This window comes from Hyphomonas pacifica (assembly GCF_000682675.1).
GTDB lineage: Bacteria > Pseudomonadota > Alphaproteobacteria > Caulobacterales > Hyphomonadaceae > Hyphomonas > Hyphomonas pacifica.
This window is the reverse complement of record NZ_AWFA01000040.1, coordinates 1-19,577: the sequence shown is the minus strand read 5'-3', so window position 1 is coordinate 19,577 and position 19,577 is coordinate 1. Positions and strand designations below refer to the sequence as shown.

The 19,577-nt window shown below is 57.4% G+C and carries 17 protein-coding genes and 1 pseudogene; 13 read left to right on the top strand and 5 right to left on the bottom strand.

The features are described 5' to 3' along the window. Positions 1–93: 93 nt before the first annotated feature. A complete protein-coding gene (locus tag HY2_RS12200) occupies positions 94–723 on the bottom strand; it encodes an MlaC/ttg2D family ABC transporter substrate-binding protein (RefSeq protein WP_233346217.1) in 630 nt (209 codons plus the stop codon). Positions 724–756: 33 nt separating this feature from the next. Next, positions 757–1,512 carry an MlaA family lipoprotein gene (locus HY2_RS12195; RefSeq protein WP_034828018.1) on the bottom strand — a complete coding sequence of 252 codons (756 nt, stop codon included), beginning with the start codon at positions 1,510–1,512 and terminating at the stop codon, positions 757–759. 139 nt (positions 1,513–1,651) lie between these two features. On the opposite strand from HY2_RS12195, the gene HY2_RS12190 reads away from it, so the two are divergent. Genes HY2_RS12190 through metH form a run of 6 tightly spaced genes read left to right on the top strand, consistent with a single transcriptional unit; the run spans position 1,652 to position 8,097 of the window. Continuing rightward, positions 1,652–2,629 (top strand): ArsR/SmtB family transcription factor, encoded by a 978-nt coding sequence (locus HY2_RS12190; protein ID WP_034828016.1) that lies wholly within the window; start codon positions 1,652–1,654, stop codon positions 2,627–2,629. Next, complete coding sequence (gene metF / locus HY2_RS12185) at positions 2,626–3,534, top strand: methylenetetrahydrofolate reductase [NAD(P)H] (RefSeq protein ID WP_034828014.1); 909 nt, start codon at positions 2,626–2,628, stop codon at positions 3,532–3,534. Before HY2_RS12190 ends, metF begins: the two co-directional genes overlap by 4 nt. Before the next feature lie 2 nt (positions 3,535–3,536). Then, positions 3,537–3,965, top strand: a complete 429-nt coding sequence (locus tag HY2_RS12180) for a VOC family protein (protein ID WP_034828013.1) — start codon at positions 3,537–3,539, stop codon at positions 3,963–3,965. A gap of 3 nt (positions 3,966–3,968) precedes the next feature. After that, positions 3,969–5,042, top strand: coding sequence for a homocysteine S-methyltransferase family protein (locus HY2_RS12175; protein ID WP_034828011.1), 1,074 nt, complete (start codon positions 3,969–3,971; stop codon positions 5,040–5,042). After that, positions 5,039–5,467: a gamma-glutamylcyclotransferase family protein gene (locus tag HY2_RS12170; RefSeq protein WP_034828009.1), complete on the top strand. Its 429-nt coding sequence runs from the start codon at positions 5,039–5,041 to the stop codon at positions 5,465–5,467. The genes HY2_RS12175 and HY2_RS12170 overlap by 4 nt, the downstream gene beginning before the upstream one ends. After that, complete coding sequence (metH, locus tag HY2_RS12165; RefSeq protein ID WP_051594986.1) at positions 5,464–8,097, top strand: methionine synthase; 2,634 nt, start codon at positions 5,464–5,466, stop codon at positions 8,095–8,097. Before HY2_RS12170 ends, metH begins: the two co-directional genes overlap by 4 nt. On the opposite strand, the gene HY2_RS12160 is transcribed toward metH, so the two are convergent. Further along, entirely contained in the window at positions 8,094–8,936 is an 843-nt protein-coding gene (locus HY2_RS12160) for a DUF5694 domain-containing protein (RefSeq protein ID WP_034828007.1), read from the bottom strand. The two genes, metH and HY2_RS12160, sit on opposite strands and share 4 nt — an antisense overlap. A 154-nt stretch (positions 8,937–9,090) precedes the next feature. Between HY2_RS12160 and pyk the strand changes: the two genes are divergently transcribed. After that, positions 9,091–10,515, top strand: a complete 1,425-nt coding sequence (gene pyk, locus HY2_RS12155) for a pyruvate kinase (protein ID WP_034828005.1) — start codon at positions 9,091–9,093, stop codon at positions 10,513–10,515. Here pyk and HY2_RS12150 read toward each other — a convergent pair. Together HY2_RS12150 and HY2_RS12145 are read right to left on the bottom strand one after the other, a co-directional pair. Beyond that, positions 10,502–11,035 (bottom strand): retropepsin-like aspartic protease family protein, encoded by a 534-nt coding sequence (locus HY2_RS12150; protein ID WP_051594985.1) that lies wholly within the window; start codon positions 11,033–11,035, stop codon positions 10,502–10,504. The genes pyk and HY2_RS12150 overlap by 14 nt on opposite strands. An 11-nt stretch (positions 11,036–11,046) precedes the next feature. After that, positions 11,047–11,241, bottom strand: coding sequence for a DUF1289 domain-containing protein (locus HY2_RS12145; protein ID WP_051594984.1), 195 nt, complete (start codon positions 11,239–11,241; stop codon positions 11,047–11,049). A 131-nt stretch (positions 11,242–11,372) separates the two neighbouring features. Between HY2_RS12145 and HY2_RS12140 the strand changes: the two genes are divergently transcribed. The 6 genes and pseudogenes from HY2_RS12140 to HY2_RS12115 all read left to right on the top strand — a co-directional run. Beyond that, the gene (locus HY2_RS12140; RefSeq protein WP_034828003.1) at positions 11,373–12,374 is read left to right on the top strand and encodes a nicotinate-nucleotide--dimethylbenzimidazole phosphoribosyltransferase; all 1,002 of its coding nucleotides are present in this window, start codon (positions 11,373–11,375) and stop codon (positions 12,372–12,374) included. A gap of 116 nt (positions 12,375–12,490) precedes the next feature. Further along, complete coding sequence (locus HY2_RS12135) at positions 12,491–13,687, top strand: acyl-CoA dehydrogenase family protein (RefSeq protein WP_034828001.1); 1,197 nt, start codon at positions 12,491–12,493, stop codon at positions 13,685–13,687. A gap of 26 nt (positions 13,688–13,713) precedes the next feature. Then, a complete protein-coding gene (locus HY2_RS12130) occupies positions 13,714–14,868 on the top strand; it encodes an acyl-CoA dehydrogenase family protein (protein WP_034827999.1) in 1,155 nt (384 codons plus the stop codon). Between the two features lie 364 nt (positions 14,869–15,232). Next, positions 15,233–16,525 carry an outer membrane beta-barrel protein gene (locus HY2_RS12125; protein WP_158534020.1) on the top strand — a complete coding sequence of 431 codons (1,293 nt, stop codon included), beginning with the start codon at positions 15,233–15,235 and terminating at the stop codon, positions 16,523–16,525. A 76-nt stretch (positions 16,526–16,601) separates the two neighbouring features. Then, complete coding sequence (locus HY2_RS12120) at positions 16,602–18,998, top strand: GumC family protein (protein ID WP_112063338.1); 2,397 nt, start codon at positions 16,602–16,604, stop codon at positions 18,996–18,998. 63 nt (positions 18,999–19,061) lie between these two features. After that, a pseudogene (locus HY2_RS12115) lies at positions 19,062–19,577 on the top strand (glycosyltransferase); the annotation flags it as partial.

Here is a 19,577-nt window from a genome sequence, read left to right as displayed (position 1 = left end):
AACTCTGGACCACTTTACTGGGGGCAGACCAAAACAAAGCGCCCCCGGATTTTGCATCCAGGGGCGCTGTTTGTCCGGTTCAGGAAAGCGGGCCTAGCTGCGCTTCTTGCTTTCCAGATTCTGCTTCATGCTTTCGATCTTCTCGATCAGCGCATCGGCAGAGCCATTGGTGCGGTCCAGCAGGGCCAGAAACTGGGCGCGCTGCTCAATGGCCAGCCAGATCAGATTGCCATCCAGATTCAGCGCCACATCGACGACCTGATACTTGCCATCGCGAGACAGGACGCGCCAGCGGACATCCATATCCTTGCCGTCCTGACGTTTGATTACGGTATTCACGATGGAATCGGTAGGAGAGCGGTCTACCGAATCCTTCACCACCACGGCTTCACCGCGATAGTCATCAAGTTCGTTTTCATACACGGCCAGTGCGTATTCGCGGAAAACCTTGCGATAGCGGGTCAGCTCATCATCGCTGAAACGGCGGGCATATTTGCCGATGGCAAAGTTCGACACCGCCGTCATGTCGGTGAATTCGTCCATATAGGTGTTGAACTTCTCCGTGCGCTCTTCAGCGCTCAGCGACGGATCGTTCAGAGATGCCAGCACTTCACTGGCATTCTTCTGCACATATGCTTCGGTTTTTGCATCCGCAAAGGCGGCGGGTGCGGTCATCATCACCACCGCGCCGGCCACAGCGAGGTGTCGGAATAGGTGAGTCACTTCATTGCTCCTGTATCTGGTCTGATGCCAGAGCTAGTCTTCAAATTCGTCAAAATCAGGGAGATCTTCGTACGCTTCTTCTTCATCCAGACGACCATTACGGATTTCTGCCTGACGCTGAGATGAATAGATGCGACGAAGCGCGACATAAGGCTCGGGCTGAGCGTTCAGTTGTTCGATCTGATCATCCAGCGCGACACGGGCATTGAGCCCGCCGAGTACGGCGCGTCCGATAGCGATATGATCGTCCAGGTCCGGATTGTTGTCGAACTCGGTCCAAGTGAGGGGATCAATCGCGCGGTCAATGCCTTTACCGAACAGATCACGCGGTGTGCTAGGCCCCATCAGCGGCAGAACCAGATACGGGCCGCTGTCGACGCCCCAGACGGCCAGGGTCTGACCAAAATCCTCATTATGACCTTCGATGCCATTATAACCCGCGACATCCCACAGGCCTGCAATGCCAAAGGTTGTGTTGACCATGAACCGACCGAACGTGGTGCCGGCACGGTCGCCTTCGCCCTGCAAAATGTCATTCACAAAGATAACGGGGGATTTCAGATTTTGCAGGAAATCGCCAATCCGGTCGCGTGCAAAGCGAGGTGTTACGGTCTCATAAGCACTGGCGGCAGGGCCCAAAGCGTATTTGTCGACCTCATTATTGAAGGCGAACATCTGGCGATTGAACCCTTCATAGGGGTCATTCACCACGCCTGTCTCCGCCGTCTGTGTCGAGGCACAGGCAGTAAGGCCCGCAACCATGACACATGCTAAAAGCCGTTTGGACATATCATTAACCCCGTTGGTAGAAGTCGCTAAATGGTTGCTGTGAGTGTCACCTTCAACACTTAATTTTATAATGTGTAATTAAAATTACATATGACAAGCGCTATTGCAAAAAGATATAAATCAATGTTTATATCATTAAATGAATTCACGGATTTCTCCCCTCATAGAGTGTCTGCGGGCGGCAGGTGAACCTACACGCCTGAGAATATTGGCATTATTGCGCCAGAGAGACCTTTCGGTGGGCGAATTGGTGCAATTGCTTGAGCAAAGTCAGCCGCGCTTGTCGCATCATTTGAAGGCGCTGACGGCGGCCGGACTGGTTGAAAGATTACCAGAGGGCTCCTTTGTTTTTTACCGCTCCGCGACGCAGGGAATGGGCAAAATCTTCCTTGATTCGCTCTTTTTCCAGCTTTCCGACGATGATCCGGAGCTTTCAAAAGATGCCGAACGTCTGGAAGAGGTAAGCTCTGCGCGCGCCACGTCAGCAGAGGCTTATTTCTCGTCCATTGCCGAGAATTGGGACAGGCTGCGCTCCATGCACTCGCCCAGCGAGGCCATCGAGAAGGCGCTGCTGGACCTGGCGGGGCCGGGCCCGTATGCTCGGATGCTGGATTTCGGCACCGGCACGGGCCGTATGCTGAGCCTGTTTGCGCCGCTGGCCGCAGAGGCAGAAGGTATTGACCTCAGCCACCATATGCTGACCGTCGCACGCGCGAATCTAGAGCGGGACGGCATAGAGACAGCGCGCGTGCGCCAAGGCAATGTCACCTCCGTGCCGTTCGAGACAGAGAGCGCTGACCTCGTTATCATCCATCAGGTGCTGCACTATATGGACGCGCCAAACCGTGCGATTGCTGAGGCGGGGCGTGTGCTGAAGTCCGGTGGCAAATTGCTGATCGTGGACTTTGCGCCCCATGACCTTGAGTTCCTGCGCGCTGAGCATGGTCATCATCGTCTGGGCATGTCCCATGAGGCGATGTCTGCCTGGGCCAGCGATGCGGGTCTGACAATTGATCCCCCGCTTTCCTTCGCGCCGCCAGCTGGCGAAGAGGAAGGCCTTACCGTGAACATATGGAGAGCCCTTAAACCGGCGACTTCCGTGGAGAATACTGCATGAGCCCGCTGTCATCTACCGTCAAAGGCGAAGCGCCGAGCGTATCTTTTGAGTTCTTCCCGCCAAAGACTGAGACCATGGCCAATCGCCTGTGGGACACCGTCGAACGCCTGCAGCCCATGGCGCCGGACTTTGTTTCTGTCACCTATGGTGCAGGCGGCTCCACGCGGGAGCGGACGCACGACACGGTGCGCCGGATCGCACAGGAAACCAGTCTTTCTCCCGCAGGTCATCTGACCTGTGTGGGGGCGACCAAGGAGGAAGTGCTCTCGGTCGCCGAAGACTATTGGGATGCGGGTGTGAAGCACATTGTGGCTTTGCGCGGAGACCCGCCCGCCGGAATGGGTGAAAAGTTTGAGCAATATCCGGGTGGTTTCCGGGATTCGATTGACCTGATCCAGGGCATTCGCGAGCACCGTCCGGAGCTCGGCCGTTGTTTTGAAATCTCCGTGTCCTGTTATCCGGAGCTGCACCCGGAGAGCCAGGGCTGGGACGCCGAGATTGCCTTCCTGAAAGCCAAGCAGGATGCAGGCGCAGACAGGGCGATCACACAATTCTTCTTTGAGCCGCAGGTCTATCTAAACTTTCTGGAAAAGGCGCGTGCGGGCGGTGTGACCATGCCGATCGTGCCTGGCATCATGCTGCAGCCAAACTTCAAGGGCCTGAAGCGTATCGCCGCGCTGTGCGGCTCCAGTCTGCCGGACTGGCTGCACGAGCTGTATGAAGGCTTGGATGAGGATGAAGAGACGCGCGAGCTGGTGACTGCAAATGTCGCAGCGGATCTTTGCCGTCAGTTGTCGGATGAAGGGGTGAGCAACTTCCATTTCTATACGCTGAACCGGGCCGGGCTGGCGCTGTCCACTTGCCGCCTGCTGGGGCTGAAACCCAATTCCGCAAAGGCGGCCTGATCATGGCAGACAATCCGATCCACATCACGCTGGTCACACTCGGCGTGGCAGACGTGCATACATCAGCCGCATATTACGAGGCGCTGGGCCTGAAGCGGGCGGCAGCCTCTCAGGAGGCTGTTGCCTTCTTTGACATGGGCGGCGTCGCGCTCGGTCTGTTCGGGCGAGAATCTCTGGCAGAGGATGCCGGTGTGCCAGCAGCGGGCCAAGGGTTTCGCGCGGTGACGCTGGCCTGGAACCAGGCTGACGAGGGCTCCGTCGACGCAGCGATCGAGCGCGCAGTGGCGGCTGGCGGCAGGCTGGTAAAGGCCGCCGAAAAAGTATTCTGGGGTGGCTATTCCGGCTATTTTGCCGACCCGGACGGCCACCTCTGGGAAGTGGCCTACAACCCGTATGCGCCTTTGCGCGACGACGGATCAATGGAGCTGTAGACAATGAACAGACAGGAACGCATTGCGGCGCTGAAGGCGGCGGCAAAGGAACGCATTCTCATTCTCGATGGCTCATGGGGCGTGATGATCCAGCGCCGGGGCCTGGAGGAGGCTGACTATCGGGCGGACCGCTTTGGCGATGACAAATATCCCGGCCAGATGAAGGGGAATAATGATATTCTCTGCATCACACGGCCGGACATTGTGACCGACCTGCACAATGCCTATTATGGTGCGGGGGCGGACATTTCAGAGACGAACACTTTCTCTGCGACCGTGATCGCGCAGGACGATTACAAACTGGACCCGCAATCAGTGTGGGACATCAATCTGGAAGGTGCAAAGCTCGGCCGGGCGGCGGCAGATGCGTGGACGGCGAAGGAGCCACACAAGCCGCGCTTCCTGGCAGGCTCTATCGGGCCGTTGAACAAGATGCTTTCCATGTCGTCCGATGTGAATGATCCGGGCGCGCGTTCTGTCACCTTTGATGAAGTATATGATGCCTATCGCCATCAGATCCGTGCCCTGAATGAGGGCGGCGTGGACCTTTATCTGATCGAGACGATTACGGACACGCTGAACTGCAAGGCCTGCATCAAGGCGATCATGGATTTGGAAGAGGAGGGTATGGACAAGCTGCCGATCTGGATTTCCGGTACGATTACGGACCGGTCAGGGCGCACGCTGTCCGGCCAGACGGTTGAGGCGTTCTGGAACTCTGTACGTCATGCGAAACCCTTTGCGATTGGCTTCAATTGCGCGCTCGGCGCGGATTTGATGCGGCCGCACATCGCGGCGCTATCGCGTGTGGCGGACACACTGGTCGCTGCCTATCCGAATGCCGGCCTGCCGAACGAGATGGGCCAGTATGACGAGGAACCGGAACAGACCTCCGGCTCTGTCGGCGGATGGGCAAAGGATGGCCTGGTGAACATTCTAGGCGGATGCTGTGGTACGACGCCGGAGCATATCGCGGCTATCGCAAAGGCCGTGGAAGGTGTGAAACCGCGCACCCCCGTGCCAAGCAAGCACACAATGCGCCTGGCGGGGTTGGAGCCATTCGAGATAGTATCATGACTAAGCGCGACGTCGAAGCCGGTGACCTCTTCGTTTTCTATGGCCTTCTGAAGTTGGGCGCGGCAGGGCAGCCGGCGGATCTGCCGCTGTCGACGGCAGGTGCGTTTGGCGAGGCCTGCCGGTTCCGTGGGCGGATGGTCGATCTGGGCGGATTTCCGGGGGTCGTAGATGGGGACGAACTATGCCATGGTATTCGCTGGCAGATCAGCGATCCGGCCATCATGCCCGCTATGGATGCCTTTGAGGGTGTCACGGAGGATCCGGAGACAAGTCTCTACCTGCGTACACAAATTCCCCTGCTGGATGATGCAGGAAGCGAGACAGGCGAGATGGCCTGGATTTATTGGTATAACCGGCCCGTGGAAGGATTTCCGCCCGTGGCCGATGGCAACTGGCCGCTCGATGCCGGGAAGACGAGAAAATGACAGCAGCAGCTTCGCAAACTTTTGTGAACGTCGGTGAGCGGACGAATGTTACAGGTTCCGCACGCTTTCGGAAGATGATAACCGAAGGGCGCTATGCCGAGGCGGTCGAGGTCGCGCGCCAGCAGGTGGAAAATGGCGCGCAGGTTATCGACGTCAACATGGATGAAGGCATGCTGGATGGCGCCGAGGCCATGCGCACCTTCCTCAACCTGATCGCGGCAGAGCCGGATATAGCCCGCGTACCGGTGATGATCGATTCCTCGAAATGGGAAGTCATTAAGGCTGGCCTGAAGTGCGTGCAGGGCAAGGCCATTGTGAACTCCATCTCCATGAAGGAGGGAGAAGAACAGTTTCGTAAGCAGGCTCGTGAATGCCTGGCCTTCGGGGCGGCGGTCGTGGTGATGGCGTTTGACGAGACCGGCCAGGCCGACACCAAAACGCGTAAGGTGGAGATATGCCAGCGCGCATTCCGTATCCTGACGGAAGAGGTAGGATTCCCGGCAGAAGACATCATTTTTGACCCGAACATCTTCGCGGTTGCGACGGGAATTGAAGAGCACAATAATTACGCGGTGGATTTCATCGAGGCGGCGAAGGTCATCCGCAAGACGTGCCCGGGTTGTCATATTTCGGGCGGACTCTCGAACGTATCGTTCAGCTTTCGCGGCAACGAGCCGGTCCGCCGGGCGATGCACTCAGTCTTTCTGTATCATGCCATCCCGGCGGGCCTGGATATGGCCATCGTCAATGCTGGCCAGTTGGATATCTATGATGATATCGAAAAGGATCTGCGAGAGCGGGTTGAGGATGTCATCCTCAACCGCCGCGACGATGCGACCGAGCGTCTTGTCGAGATTGCCGAAGGTTTCAAGGGCCAGAAGGGCAAGAGCCTGGAGAAGGATCTTTCCTGGCGAGAGGCTGCTGTCGAGAAGCGTCTGGAGCACGCGCTGGTGCACGGTATCACGGAATTCATCAATGATGATACCGAAGAGGCGCGCCTGAAGGCAGAGCGTCCGCTGCATGTCATTGAAGGGCCGCTGATGGATGGCATGAATGTGGTGGGGGACCTGTTCGGTTCCGGCAAGATGTTTCTGCCGCAGGTGGTGAAGTCCGCTCGCGTGATGAAGCAGGCTGTGGCCTGGCTCGAACCCTATATGGAGGAAGAAAAGCAACGTCTTGGTACGGTTGATGTTTCCAATGGCAAGGTGCTTATGGCGACGGTGAAGGGCGATGTGCACGACATTGGAAAGAATATTGTCGGGGTGGTGCTGGCGTGTAATGGCTATGAAATTCTGGATCTGGGCGTCATGGTGCCAGCGGAAACGATCCTCGATACTGCGGCGAATGAGAATGTCGATATCATCGGCCTATCCGGCCTGATCACACCGAGTCTGGACGAGATGGTCTATGTTGCATCCGAGATGGAACGTCGCGGCATGACGCAGCCACTGCTGATTGGCGGCGCGACCACCAGCCCGGCGCATACGGCGGTGAAGATCGAGCCGGCCATCCGCTGCGCGCCCGTGGTGCATGTGGCGGATGCGAGCCGTGCGGTGGGGGTCGTCAGTTCACTGCTGAGTGAAGACGAGAAAGACAATTTCGTCACCCAGACTAGGGCGCGCTATGAGCGTATGCGGGAATCCCGTGCGGGTGGGCCGCCGAAGCCGCGCCTGCCCCTGGGAGAGGCGCGCGAGGCCCGGCTGAAGCTGGACTGGGGTGCCTACAGCCCGCCCAAGCCGACCTATGAGGGCGTGAAGACGTTCAAGGATTTCGACCTCGCCACGCTGGCGCGTTATATCGACTGGACACCTTACTTCTCGGCCTGGGATCTTGCCGGAAAGTATCCGCAAATTCTGAAGGACGATATTGTCGGGGAAGCGGCCTCAAGCCTCTGGCGCGACACGCAGGCCATGATGCAGATACTGATTGGCGAAAGCTGGTTCCAGCCGAAGGCTGTGGTTGGCTTCTGGAGGGCTAATTCTGATGGTGACGACATCCGTCTCGGCACGGGCGATGTGTTCCACACGCTGCGCCAGCAGATGGTGAAGGACAATACGCGTGCCAATTTTGCCCTGTCTGATTTCATCGCGCCGGAAGGCGATGACTGGATCGGAGGCTTCTGTGTCACGTCTGGTCCGCAGGCGGAAGAAATTGCCGAGGAGTTCAAGACCAAGGGCGACGATTATTCCTCTATCATGGTTAAAGCACTGGCAGACCGGTTTGCTGAGGCGCTGGCCGAATACATGCATGAGCGTGCCCGCAAGGAGCTATGGGCCTATGCACCGGAGGAGGACCTTTCCTGTGAGGAGCTGATTGCCGAGAAATATCGCGGCATTCGCCCGGCGCCAGGCTATCCCAGCCAGCCCGAGCACACCGAAAAGGAAACCCTTTTCAAACTGCTGGATGTGGAAAATCGCATAGGCGTCTCCCTGACCAGCAGCTTCGCGATGACCCCGGCGGCTAGCGTTTCCGGCATGTACTTCGCGCATCCGGATAGTGTGTACTTCGCGGTCGGACGGATTGAGAAAGACCAGGTTGAGGACTATGCCCGGCGCAAGGGATGGGACACCCGCAAGGCCGAGCGCTGGCTGGCGCCAATTCTCAATTATGATCCGTTTGCGGTCGGTTAGTCTTCCAGATAGGGTAGGGTTTCAATCAGTTCATAGCCCGGCGTGTTCTGAATGAAATGGCGTAGCCAGTAATTGTGCCCCGCGCCATAGATGACGAGGATGCGATCTCCTGGCTCTGCGGCTTCGGTCAGGTTTGAGAAAATCTCCGCATTGCGCGCGTACCAGCCATAATTGAGGGCTGCGCCGGCATGATCTTCCGCGTCTGAGAGCTTGAGGAGGCTATAATAGTAATCCTCATGCTCTGACTGGATAGTCTCAGGGCGATTGTGATCTGCGAGCAGTTGGGAAATCGTTTCGCTTTTTTGGGCTTCTTCCTGCGCGGTTGCGCTTGCCTGGACCTTGGCGAGCATGTTGTCTATCACCTGCGTCTGGCCTGTGCGCTCAGCAAAGGCCTGAACCCGGTCAAAGGGAAAGAAGGGGATCTCGCCCTCACCCTCGTCAATCGCGTAAACGCGATCCAGCCCCAGCTGTCCGGCGACGCGATAGCCGATCTGGACGGTCTCATTACGCTTTTCCGAAAGCATTGCAGGCGTGTAGCTAGCAAAGCCTGGATCCATGAGGCTGTCGGCAGGGCGCTGGCGCTCAATTGCGATGGCTGTCGGCTGAAACTCTGCCAGACGGCTGGCCAGGGCTTCAAGCTCTGTCTGGCGTTTTGCTGTCAACACATCGTCAGCTTCGGTGTTTACAAGGTCCAGTCCCGGATTTGCGAAATGGTAGACGCCGAGGACCATCACCTGAACGGTATCGTCAGAGGCGGCCGGAGCAGGGGCTGCAGTCTCAACAGGCTGCGCAGACGCGCACCCGGCCAGCATGAACAGCGCGACGGACATGTATTTCATGACAGGTTTCTCCTTTTCAGGTGAGATGCACCGAGATGAGCATTTGGATGCACCCAGCGGTCAATAAAATTCACAATGGGCGCGACTGGCTTGTCTGGCAATCCGGACAAGAGTCGTATAAGAGAAAAGACAACCTTGTCATTGGGAGGCAGACATGGGCACCAAACGGCTTAGTGGCGAAAACGCCAAGATCGTTGCAACGCTTGGACCGGGGAGCCGCAGCCCGCGTGAAGTGCTCGCGCTGGCATATGCCGGTGTCGATGTCTTCCGCCTGAATTTCAGCCATGGCGAACATGCGGCACACCAGGAGGCGCTGAACGCGGTACGCGCGGCCGAGAAGGAAAGCGGACGTCCGCTGGCCACTCTGGGAGATTTGCAAGGCCCGAAAGTGCGCGTCGGCAGCCTGCCAAATGGTGAACTGCGCCTGCGTTACAAACAGGAATACGCGCTTATCGCCGCTGAGACGACGGATGCTGAAGAAACGATCCCTGTGCCCCACGCAGAGATCGTGGACATGCTGGAAGAGGGCGATGTCATTCTCGTGGACGATGGCAAGCTGATCTTCACGGTGACGGCGGTCGGCGATGTCACGAAGGTGCGCGCGGATGTGCCGGGCAAGCTGACCGACAAGAAGGGCTTCACCGTCCGCGGCAAGGCCCTGCCGGTGCGGGCGCTGACGGAGAAGGATCGCAAGGATCTCGATTTCGCGCTGGAGATTGGAGTCGACATCATCGCGCTGAGCTTTGCGCAGACGGTCGAGGATGTGGAAGAGGTGAAAGCCATCATAAATGGCCGTGCACCGCTCGTCTCCAAGCTGGAGAAGCCTGCGGCCATTGCCAATCTGGATGCCATCGTAGAGGCGTCCGATGCGGTCATGGTGGCGCGCGGGGATCTGGGCGTTGAGTTTGCACCAGAGGAAGTACCGATCATTCAGCGCAGGATTGTCCGGTGCGCGCGGGGGCTGGGTCGTCCGGTCATTGTGGCAACGCAGATGCTGGAATCCATGATTGAGAATGCTGCGCCGACCCGCGCAGAGGCTTCCGATGTGGCAACGGCGATCTATCAGGGTGCAGATGCCGTGATGCTGTCGGCTGAAACCGCTGTGGGTCGCCATCCTGCGACGACGGTGACAATCATGTCGCGCATCATCCGGGCAACCGAAGAGGCCGAAGACTATCGACGGTCTCTGTCGCAATTCTCAGGGGACGTGCCTGCGCGTAACGCCATTGATGTCGTAGCAGAGACCGCGCAAGGCATGGCGGAGGCTGAAGGCGCAACCGCGCTGGCCCTGCGGACGGGCGCCTTTGCACGTCTGGCCAGATTTGCCCGCGTGCGCGGTGCTGCGCCGATCCTGTATGGCTCGCTGGATGACCAGCGCCTGCGCACGGCGTGTCTCTTGTGGGGTGTGCACCCCCAGCGCCTGAATGCCGGGGCAGACTATTGGTATCGTGATCTTATGGATGCGGCAGGCCTGGACGGCCGTGTTGCCTATGCGCGCTGGGCAGGCGATGATCAGCGCTTCGCTTGGGAAGTGGGTGTTGGCAAGGGCGAGGGCGGCGAGAAAATCACCGGCGTATGATGAGCTGGCTTTGTTTGAACTCGTAGGAATACAGTTCGCCCAGAAAGGTCATGCCGAGCAGGGATTGCTCCAGCCCGTCGCGCAGAACCATGGCGTCGACATTTTCCACTTTGACCTGGCCGATGCGGATGCTGTCCAGTGTGACGGCGGCGCCATAGGTGATGCCGCCTGCTGTGCGTATCTCCCAGCGATAGTCGAGGTCTTCGGGATTGAGGCCCATACGCTGGGCATCGCGAAAGGTGAGAGCGACGGTGCTGGCACCGGTATCGACCATGAATTTTACCGCAGTGCCGTGCACTTCGGCACGGGTCCAGTAATGCCCGTCATTTTCGCGGCTGATGACAGCCGCATTGGCGAAGCTGACAGAGCTGGTTTTCTCGGTCGGGGCAGGCAGGGATTCCGGCGGCAGGGTCTCTACGCGGACACCACGATTTTGCAGACCTGGAACGACAAGAAAGGACACCGTGCCTGCGATCGCACAGGCGGTGACAGCTCCCGCTACAAGTTTCCCTGCAAACATCGCCTGTCTCCCTATCGTTTGCCTAGTTCTTCCAGGCGCGCAATGCGGGCCGGGAGGTCAGCCATCACCTTTTCGCGCCCTGCTTCCCCCATCGAGACCCATTTGCCGATCTCTGGCAGGGTGCGGCCGCAGCCAAGGCACAAGCCTGTAGCGGCATCTACAGCACACACTTTTATGCACGGGGACTTTATTGATTGGACTGTCATAAATATAGGGTAACCAAGGCAGGCGACAGAGCAAGTTGTCTCATAAATGAGGTAATAAAACCTTGTCGCAAGGCTCTGCCATTCTCTGTTATAGTATGAAACCCGTTACATATGGGTAAGGAGGCACTATCTTGAGCGAACCGGCCCGCGAAACTTCGCCGCTTGAAGATGCACGCTCGTTGATCCGTCAGCGCGTTGACCTGGACCGGACTCCCGGTCAGCAGGTCCGTGAGGCATTGCTCGGCATGGGCCGCGAAGGCGATTTCGGTCGCCTGGGTGAAGCTGCAGAATGGCTGGCCAATTGGCAGCACAGATTCCCGCCACGCATCGAGAAACCTGTCCTGGCGGTGTTCGCCAGTTCCCATGGCCTTCAGGAAGAAGGCGTCTCCATGTCGACCAAGTCTGACACCCGGGCGCATGTGGATGCGCTACGCGAAGGCAAGGCGCCGCTCTCGGCCATCGCGACGCAGGCCGGTGCCGGTATCAGAGTATTCGACCTTGCGATTGACAAGCCGACCCCCAGCATCGCCGAAGAAGCGGCCATGTCCGAGCGCGAATGCGCCGCGACCATTGCCTATGGCTTTGAAGCCACCGAGGACAAGCCAGACCTTCTGGCGCTGGCCGTTTCGGGTGCTGGTGTAGGCACAGCGGCCGCCGCTGTCGCCTGCGCGCTGTATGGTGGGTCTCCGGATTACTGGGTTCGCCCTAGCAGTCAGGCTACGGCAGAGCTGTCGCGTCGCCGGGTCGATCTGGTCAGCCGGGCGTTGGCCCTGCATCGCGGGCACCTGTCTGACCCGTTGGAGGCATTGCGCTATCTAGGCGGACGTGAACTGGCGGCTTGTGTCGGCGCAATCATCGCAGCCCGCCATCAGGGTATTCCGGTCGTTCTGGATGGCTTTGCCACCACAATTGCGGCGGGCGTGGTGCATGCGATTGACCCTTCGGCGATCAGTCATTGCGTAGCATCCCACGTGACGCGCCGCCCCGCGCACGAAGCGGCGGTCGAGCGGTTGGGCTTGCGGCCGTTGCTGCAGCTGGAATTTCAGACGGGAGGCGGTCTGGGCTCTGCGACTGCTATCAGTCTGCTCAAAACGGCATGTGCGCCTTTTATCGCACAGCCCGAAACAGGTTGACGCAGTTTCCGCGACGAGAACCTGACGTTTACGCGCACGTCACCTTGCCATCACGTCAAAATGACGGAAAAGAGTGTAGCATTCGACGCCTTGAAGGCGCGCAGTGAGGAGCCGTCATGAATCTCGATTTTACACCGGAAGAAATTGCCTTCCGAAATGAAGTTCGCGAATTTATCCGCGAAAACTATCCCAAAGAGCTCGAAGGAATGGGCACGCGCGAGGATCTGACGCGCGAACAATTTCTGGCGTGGCACAAAGTGCTTGGCAAAAAGGGGTGGTCCGCCCCCAGCTGGCCAAAGAAATATGGCGGCACGGGCTGGACCTCCACGCAGAAATATATCTGGTCTGAAGAGAATGCCCGCGTTGACGCGTTGATGCCTCTGCCCTTCGGCGTCTCCATGGTCGGCCCGGTGATCTACACCTTCGGTAATGAAGAGCAGAAGGAACGCCACCTGCCGGGCATTCTGTCGGGTGATGTGTGGTGGTGCCAGGGCTATTCCGAGCCCGGCGCGGGGTCTGACCTTGCCAGCCTGAAAACCACAGCCGTCCGGGATGGCGACCATTATGTCATCAATGGCCAGAAAACCTGGACGACGCTCGCCCAGCACGCTGATTGGGGCTTCTTCCTGTGCCGGACAGACCCGAACGCAAAGAAGCCGCAGGAAGGCATCAGCTTCATCCTGGTCGACATGAAGACGCCGGGCATCGAAGTGAAGCCGATCAAGTTGATCGACGGCACGCACGAAGTGAACGAGACCTGGTTGACGGATGTCCGCGTGCCGGTCGAGAACCTCGTCGGCGTCGAGAATGAAGGCTGGACCTATGCCAAGTTCCTGCTGGCGCACGAGCGTTCCGGCATTGCCGGCGTTGCCCGCTCCAAGCGCGGTGTTGAGCGTCTGCGCAATATCGCGACCAACGAGTTGGTCGATGGTGAGCCGCTACTGGAGCAGCCGGAATTTGCCCGCAAGATCAGCCAGCTGGAAATTGACCTGACGGCGCTGGAGTTCACCGAACTGCGCACGCTGGCATCTGAAGCGGCTGGTAAGGGTCCTGGTCCTGAAAGCTCTATCCTGAAGGTCAAGGGGACGGAAATTCAGCAGCGTCTGACCGAACTGACCCTGGAAGCCGTCGGTTATTATGGTGCGCCATATGCCTATGGCATGGAAGCAGATGGCAAAAATGATTTCGGCGTTGGCCCGGATCATTCGAACTATGCCGCAGAGACCTATTTCAACATGCGGAAGACGTCGATCTATGGCGGATCGAACGAGATTCAGCGCAATATCATTTCAAAGATGATCCTCGGCCTTTAGGCGCACGAGGCAGGGAGGACCCAAACATGGACTTCAATTTTACAGAAGAACAGACAATGATCCGCGACAGCCTCGCAAGGCTGATCCGGGAACAATATGACTTTGAAACACGCCGCAAGGTAGTTGCCTCCGAGTCCGGCTGGCGTCCGGAGATGTGGGCCCAGTTCGCAGAGCTTGGCCTGCTAATGGCACCCTTCAGCGAAGAAGACGGCGGCCTTGGTGGCGGCCCGATCGACGCGATGGTCGTAATGGAAGAGTTCGGCAAAGGCCTCGTGGTCGAGCCGTACCTGCCAAGCGTTGTTTGCGGCGGCGGTTTCCTGAAACGTGGCTCTGATGCACAGAAGGAAGAATATCTCAGCGGCGTGATGTCCGGCGAGATGATCTTCGCTTTTGCGTATGCCGAGCCGAAGGGCCGTTACAATCTGGCTGACCTTGAAACCACCGCGAATAAAAACGGCTCCGGCTTCGTTTTGAACGGCCACAAGGCGGTCGTGATCGGTGCCCCATGGGCAACGCACTTCATCGTTACGGCGCGCACCTCCGGGGACCGTCGTGACAAGAATGGCGTGACCGTGTTCGTCGTGGCAAGGGATGCGGACGGGGTCTCCACCCGTGACTATCCGACGGTCGATGGTCGCCGCGCGTCTGAAGTGTACTTTGAGAACGTCTCCGTTGGTGCAGAATCCGTGGTTGGCGAAGTCGACAATGGCCTGCCGCTGGTTGAGTTGGTGTCCGACGAAGCGATTGCTGCCCTGTGCGCAGAGGCCTGCGGTGCCATGAAAGTGGCCCATGCAATGACGGTTGACTATTCCCGTCAGCGCAAGCAGTTCGGCGTGCCGATCGGCAAGTTCCAGGTTCTGCAGCATCGCATGGTCGATATGTTCATGGAGTACGAGCAGTCGGTCTCCATGACCTATATGGCTACGCTGAAGCTGGATGAAGACGCAGTAACCCGCAAAAAGGCGGCATCTGCTGCCAAGGTACGGATCGGCCAGGGTGGACGGTTCGTCGGTCAGGAAGCTGTTCAGATCCATGGCGGCATGGGCATGACGGACGAGTTGGCTGTCGGTCACTACTTCAAGCGTATCACAATGATTGATTCCGAATTCGGAAACGTCGATCATCACTTGAAACGCTACACCGACCTGTCCGGTGCTGACATGGCTGCAGCGGCTGAATAAGCGCTCCGAAGCCTGAAAACAGGGCATTTCACACCTTTCGTGATACGGCCCCGTTAATAATTAATTTTTCCGGATTTGCGTCCGGATAGCTCGCCCGAGACGTGTATTCCACGTCTCGGGCGTTCGCTTATGCGTTGTATTTCAATAAAAATCCAAACTCTGCCTTGCCTGTGCCCCAGTCCGGTCACGGTTGAGTGAGTAGGGGTACGTTTAATTTGACCGACTTTGCTTACGCGATGCACATCGTATTCATTTATCAGGGCATCACTCTTTCCCCGAAATGATGGTATGAGTTTTGCTTGAGGTTTTGGTGGAAATACCGGTTTTTACGCCGGAAAGATTATAATCCAGGGAAGTGATGGATATGTTGAGTGTTAAGCGTGTTAGCCTTGCGGGGGTCGCAACTGGCGCCATTATAGCTGCAATCGCGGGGAGCGCTGTCGCCCAGTCTAGCGACTATTACAGCCGCAACAAATATGAAGCTGTCAGCGAGCGCCGCCAGCCGCAATTCGACCCGGAGCCGATCCGTCTCGGAGCGTTTCTGGTTAATTCCAATCTGAATGCGTCTGTAGCCTATACCAGCAACGCATTGGGTACATCGTCCAATGAAGAGTCTGATGTCATCGCGCGCATTGGCGCAGATGTGTCCGCCCGGACCAATTGGAACGTTCACGAGATCGGTCTGGATGTTTCCGCCGCGCGCGATGAGTATCAGGATTTCAGCAAGCGCTCCGCAAACGATATCAGCGCCCGCCTTCGCGGTCGTCTGGATGTGACGCGTGAGCTATCGCTCGGCGCTGCCGCCTTTGTCCAGGAGCGCGCCGACCAGGTTTCCGATCCGTCCAATGTGGCAGGCCTTTTGAAACCGATTGTCTATACACGCACAGGTGCTGAAGTCAGCGCGAACTATACGAATGATCGTGTGCGCTGGAGAAACATCGCAAGTGTCAGCGAAACAGATTATGATGACGCCCAGACGGCGGACGGCGTGACGCTGGATCAGGACTTCCGCGATAATACGACGACGCAATTCTATTCGCGTCTGTCCTATGCGATTTCGCCGAACGTGGCCGTGTATGGCCAGGGCTCTGTGAATGAGCGGGATTACGATAATGAGGTCATCATTGATGGCCTGCCGCGCTCTCGTGACTCAAAGGGTTACACTGTGTCCGTCGGGACGGATTTCGAGCTGAGCAGCCTTATTCGGGGTGATGTGTCCGTGGGGTACTTGAACGAAGAGAAGGATGATTCTTTCTTTGATGATGTTAGCGGCCTGGCTGTTGATGCCCGTATTCAATGGTTCCCGTCCCGTCTGACCACGGTGACCTTTACAGGGGGGCGCCGCTCTGAAGACAGCGGCATTCGCAACGCACCAAGCTCTGTTCGCAGTAATCTGGGCGCCCGCGTGGACCACGAACTGTATCGCAACATCATTCTCTCAGCCGAGGCTGACTATTCGACCTATGATTTCGAAGAAGTTGATCGCAGCGATGATGTGGTCGATCTGATGCTGTCGAGTACCTACAAACTCAACAAGCGCGTTCATGTGAACGGCTTTGTTCGTCACCTTGAGCGCGACCGCAGCGGCACCTTCTTTGTCGGCGATCAGAGCTTCAATGTCGACGTTATCGGTGTTGGCATTCGCATCTACCCGTAATCCCTTGTAACCAGCGACCGGCAGAACAGTCGGTCGCTCTTGCAATCTACGCAACACGAACCGTTGAGATAGTCTCTTGTCCAAGACATTCAGTTTCGAACTTCCGTCTCAAGTGCCCGCAGAAGCGGAGACGACCGGCAATGCAATGCCCACAGACCTGAAGTCTCTTCTGGGGACGGTCTATAGACGGTTCTGGTTGATTGCGATCAGCTTCCTGACGGTCTTCCTGTTGGTGGCTTACGTCACCTTCACCACCACACCAACTTACAAGTCGACGGCGGTTGTGCAGCTGGATACCGAGCAGCAGAACGTCATTGACCTAGGCAGCGTGCTGAGCGGTCTGGTTGCCTCAACTGCCGTAATCGACACCGAAGTCATGGTGATGCAGTCCAAGTCACTGCTGACGAAAGTAGCTGATAAGCAAAAGCTGACAGAAGACCCGGAGTTCAACTGGACACTCCGCGAAGAAAAACCGGGAATGCTTGACGGGCTGAGCCGACAGATCAAATCCTTGTTCGGTATGAACACCGACAAGAAAGATCCCTTCGCAGGGATGAGTGTGGACGAACGCAATTCTTCCATTGAGGACAGCGTTGTAGGTGCGCTGATGAAAAAGGTGAGTGTTGGCCGGGTCGGCACGACTTACCTGATCAGTGTGACGGTTACCAGCGAGTCTCCGGAAACAGCGGCGCGCCTGGCCAATGCCGTGGCCGATCAGTATCGCGTGCAACAAATGGAAACCAAGCTGGATGCCACGCGCCGCGCAACGGAGTGGCTGACGGATCGGACATCGGCGCTTAAGTCTGAAGTCGAAGAAAAGGAAAACCGTGTCGCCAAGTTCATTGCGGACAATGACATGGAAACTGCCATGGGTGGCACGATCACCGAGCAGAACATTTCTTATCTGACAACACAGAAAACCCAGGCCGAAGTTGAGCTAAACCGGGCACGGTCACGCTATGACAGCCTGCAGCGCCAGCTTGCATCCGGCGCCGGTGTGGATGGCATTTCCGAGGTTTTGGAATCCCAGTTGATTACAAACCTTAAGCAGCAATTGTCTTCCGTGCGTTCGCGCGTGGAAGACCTCAAGACACGTCTTGGACCTCAGCACCCCGAGTTGATTGGTGCCATGGCAGAGCAGGACGATATCGAACGCCAGATCCAGGCCGAGATGCAGCGTATTGCTAACAACCTCGAAAACGAGGTGAAGGTGAAACGGGATCAGGTGAACCGTTTGCAGGGCCAGATCAATCAGGCCGGATCCAAATTGCGCGGCAACAATCTGGCGAATGTGCGCCTTCGTGAATTGCAGCGTGACGCCGAAACCAGCCGTGTTCTGTATGAAGAGTTTATTTCCCGGTCCAAGGAAACGCGCGAGCAGAGCGATCTTATCGAGCCGGATGCTGTTATCCTGTCCAGCGCTTCCGTTCCGCATAGCCCGAGCGCACCGCGCACCAAGCTGAACCTGCTGATCGGCGCTGTCCTGGGCGGCATTCTTGGCGCAGGTCTGGCCCTGTTGGCCGAAATGTTCGATATGAAAATTTCCTCCTCGGAGGACATCGAAAAGAAACTTGGCGTAAATGCCATCGGCACGGTTCCGTTGATCAAAACCAGCAATGCGCTGGGCTTTGGGCAAATGAATCCGGCGGACTATCTGATCGAAAATCCGTTATCGGCCTTTGCTGAAAGCGTCAGATATCTGAGAGCCGCAATTGCGTTTTCTGACCTAGATAGCGAAACCAAGACGGTGGCGATCACATCCTCTCTGCCAGATGAAGGTAAAACCAGCCTTACACTTGCGCTTGGCCGAATGTCTGCAATGTCTGGTGCTCGTACTCTGGTCATTGATGGTGATTTCCGTCGCCGCCAGCTGACGGAAGCAGCTGGCCTGAAGCCTGAAATCGGCTTCATTGAATATCTCTTCGGTGCGGGTCAGCTGTCTGACGCCATCACCAAAGATCCGAAGAGCATGCTGGACATCTTGCCGCTCTCGCTTACAGGGCACACGCCGCATGACGTGTTCGGCACGCGTGCATTCGATGATTTGCTCGTCCGTTTACGGTCAATGTATGACTTGATCCTGATTGATACCGGCCCGCTGCTGCTGATGGCAGAGGCGCGAGTTGTTGCCGGCAAGACCGACAAGGCGATCTTGGTTGTGCGTTGGCGCCATACGAACCGCTCTGCGGCGCGCCAGTCTCTCGGACTACTGAAATCCTTCAAGGCAGACTTGCTGGGCGTGACGTTGAACATGGTCAATCTTAACCGCCGTCGTCACTATCGTGATCCAGGCGCAGGCTATGATGCGTACCGAAAATACTACCAGATTGAGACCAAGCCTTCGCTATTTGGCTTCAAGTGGAAGTCAGCTAGCAAGAAAAACGAAGGCAGTGTGCGGCCAAAGGCCATTCAGACGCCGCCAAGCCTGGCAGAACACAGTAGCGAAACGCCCGAGAAAGTGGACGTTGACTAGCTCAACCCGAACAGGGCCGGCGGGCTGACAAGGCCCTCCGGTAACTGTGGAATGGATACTTCGATGACCACAATTGCCTTTTTTGGTCATGACGCGGCGGACGCCGCCGTGCGCCGTCGCGTTAAGGCGTTTCAATCCGATGGGTTGAAAGTCATCGGCTTCATGATGCACCGCCGCGAGGTTGCCCCAGAGTGGGAGAATGTGGATCTCGGCCTCACACGCGATGGTGCCTTTATTCAGCGGTTTCGCCAGATATTTTCAGGGGCTCGTAAAGCGGCGCTAGAAGCAGAGCGTCTTAAGTCCGCCGATGTTCTTTATGCCCGTAATCTGGACATGCTCGCCTGCGCCTTTCTGGCCAAGCGCTATGCCAAGTTGAAAACACCGGTTATCTATGAGAGCCTGGACGTCCACCGCCTGTTGACCCGTAAGGACATCATCGGGAAAATCTTTCGCGGACTTGAGCATGCTTTGCTCAAACGGAGCAAGGGTTTGGTCGTCAGCTCACCCGGCTTTCTGAAAAACCATTTCGACCGTCATTATGCAGGAGACTGTAGCGGTTCAGCGACCGTGAGACATTTT

Coding starts and splice junctions, on each gene's coding strand:
- HY2_RS12130 (WP_034827999.1), top strand. CDS start 13,714: ATGGACTTCAATTTTACAGAAGAACAGACAATGATCCGCGACAGCCTC.
- HY2_RS12175 (WP_034828011.1), top strand. CDS start 3,969: ATGAACAGACAGGAACGCATTGCGGCGCTGAAGGCGGCGGCAAAGGAA.
- HY2_RS12170 (WP_034828009.1), top strand. CDS start 5,039: ATGACTAAGCGCGACGTCGAAGCCGGTGACCTCTTCGTTTTCTATGGC.
- metF (WP_034828014.1), top strand. CDS start 2,626: ATGAGCCCGCTGTCATCTACCGTCAAAGGCGAAGCGCCGAGCGTATCT.
- HY2_RS12150 (WP_051594985.1), bottom strand. CDS start 11,035: ATGTTTGCAGGGAAACTTGTAGCGGGAGCTGTCACCGCCTGTGCGATC.
- HY2_RS12160 (WP_034828007.1), bottom strand. CDS start 8,936: ATGAAATACATGTCCGTCGCGCTGTTCATGCTGGCCGGGTGCGCGTCT.
- HY2_RS12180 (WP_034828013.1), top strand. CDS start 3,537: ATGGCAGACAATCCGATCCACATCACGCTGGTCACACTCGGCGTGGCA.
- HY2_RS12135 (WP_034828001.1), top strand. CDS start 12,491: ATGAATCTCGATTTTACACCGGAAGAAATTGCCTTCCGAAATGAAGTT.
- pyk (WP_034828005.1), top strand. CDS start 9,091: ATGGGCACCAAACGGCTTAGTGGCGAAAACGCCAAGATCGTTGCAACG.
- HY2_RS12190 (WP_034828016.1), top strand. CDS start 1,652: ATGAATTCACGGATTTCTCCCCTCATAGAGTGTCTGCGGGCGGCAGGT.
- HY2_RS12125 (WP_158534020.1), top strand. CDS start 15,233: ATGTTGAGTGTTAAGCGTGTTAGCCTTGCGGGGGTCGCAACTGGCGCC.
- HY2_RS12195 (WP_034828018.1), bottom strand. CDS start 1,512: ATGTCCAAACGGCTTTTAGCATGTGTCATGGTTGCGGGCCTTACTGCC.
- metH (WP_051594986.1), top strand. CDS start 5,464: ATGACAGCAGCAGCTTCGCAAACTTTTGTGAACGTCGGTGAGCGGACG.
- HY2_RS12145 (WP_051594984.1), bottom strand. CDS start 11,241: ATGACAGTCCAATCAATAAAGTCCCCGTGCATAAAAGTGTGTGCTGTA.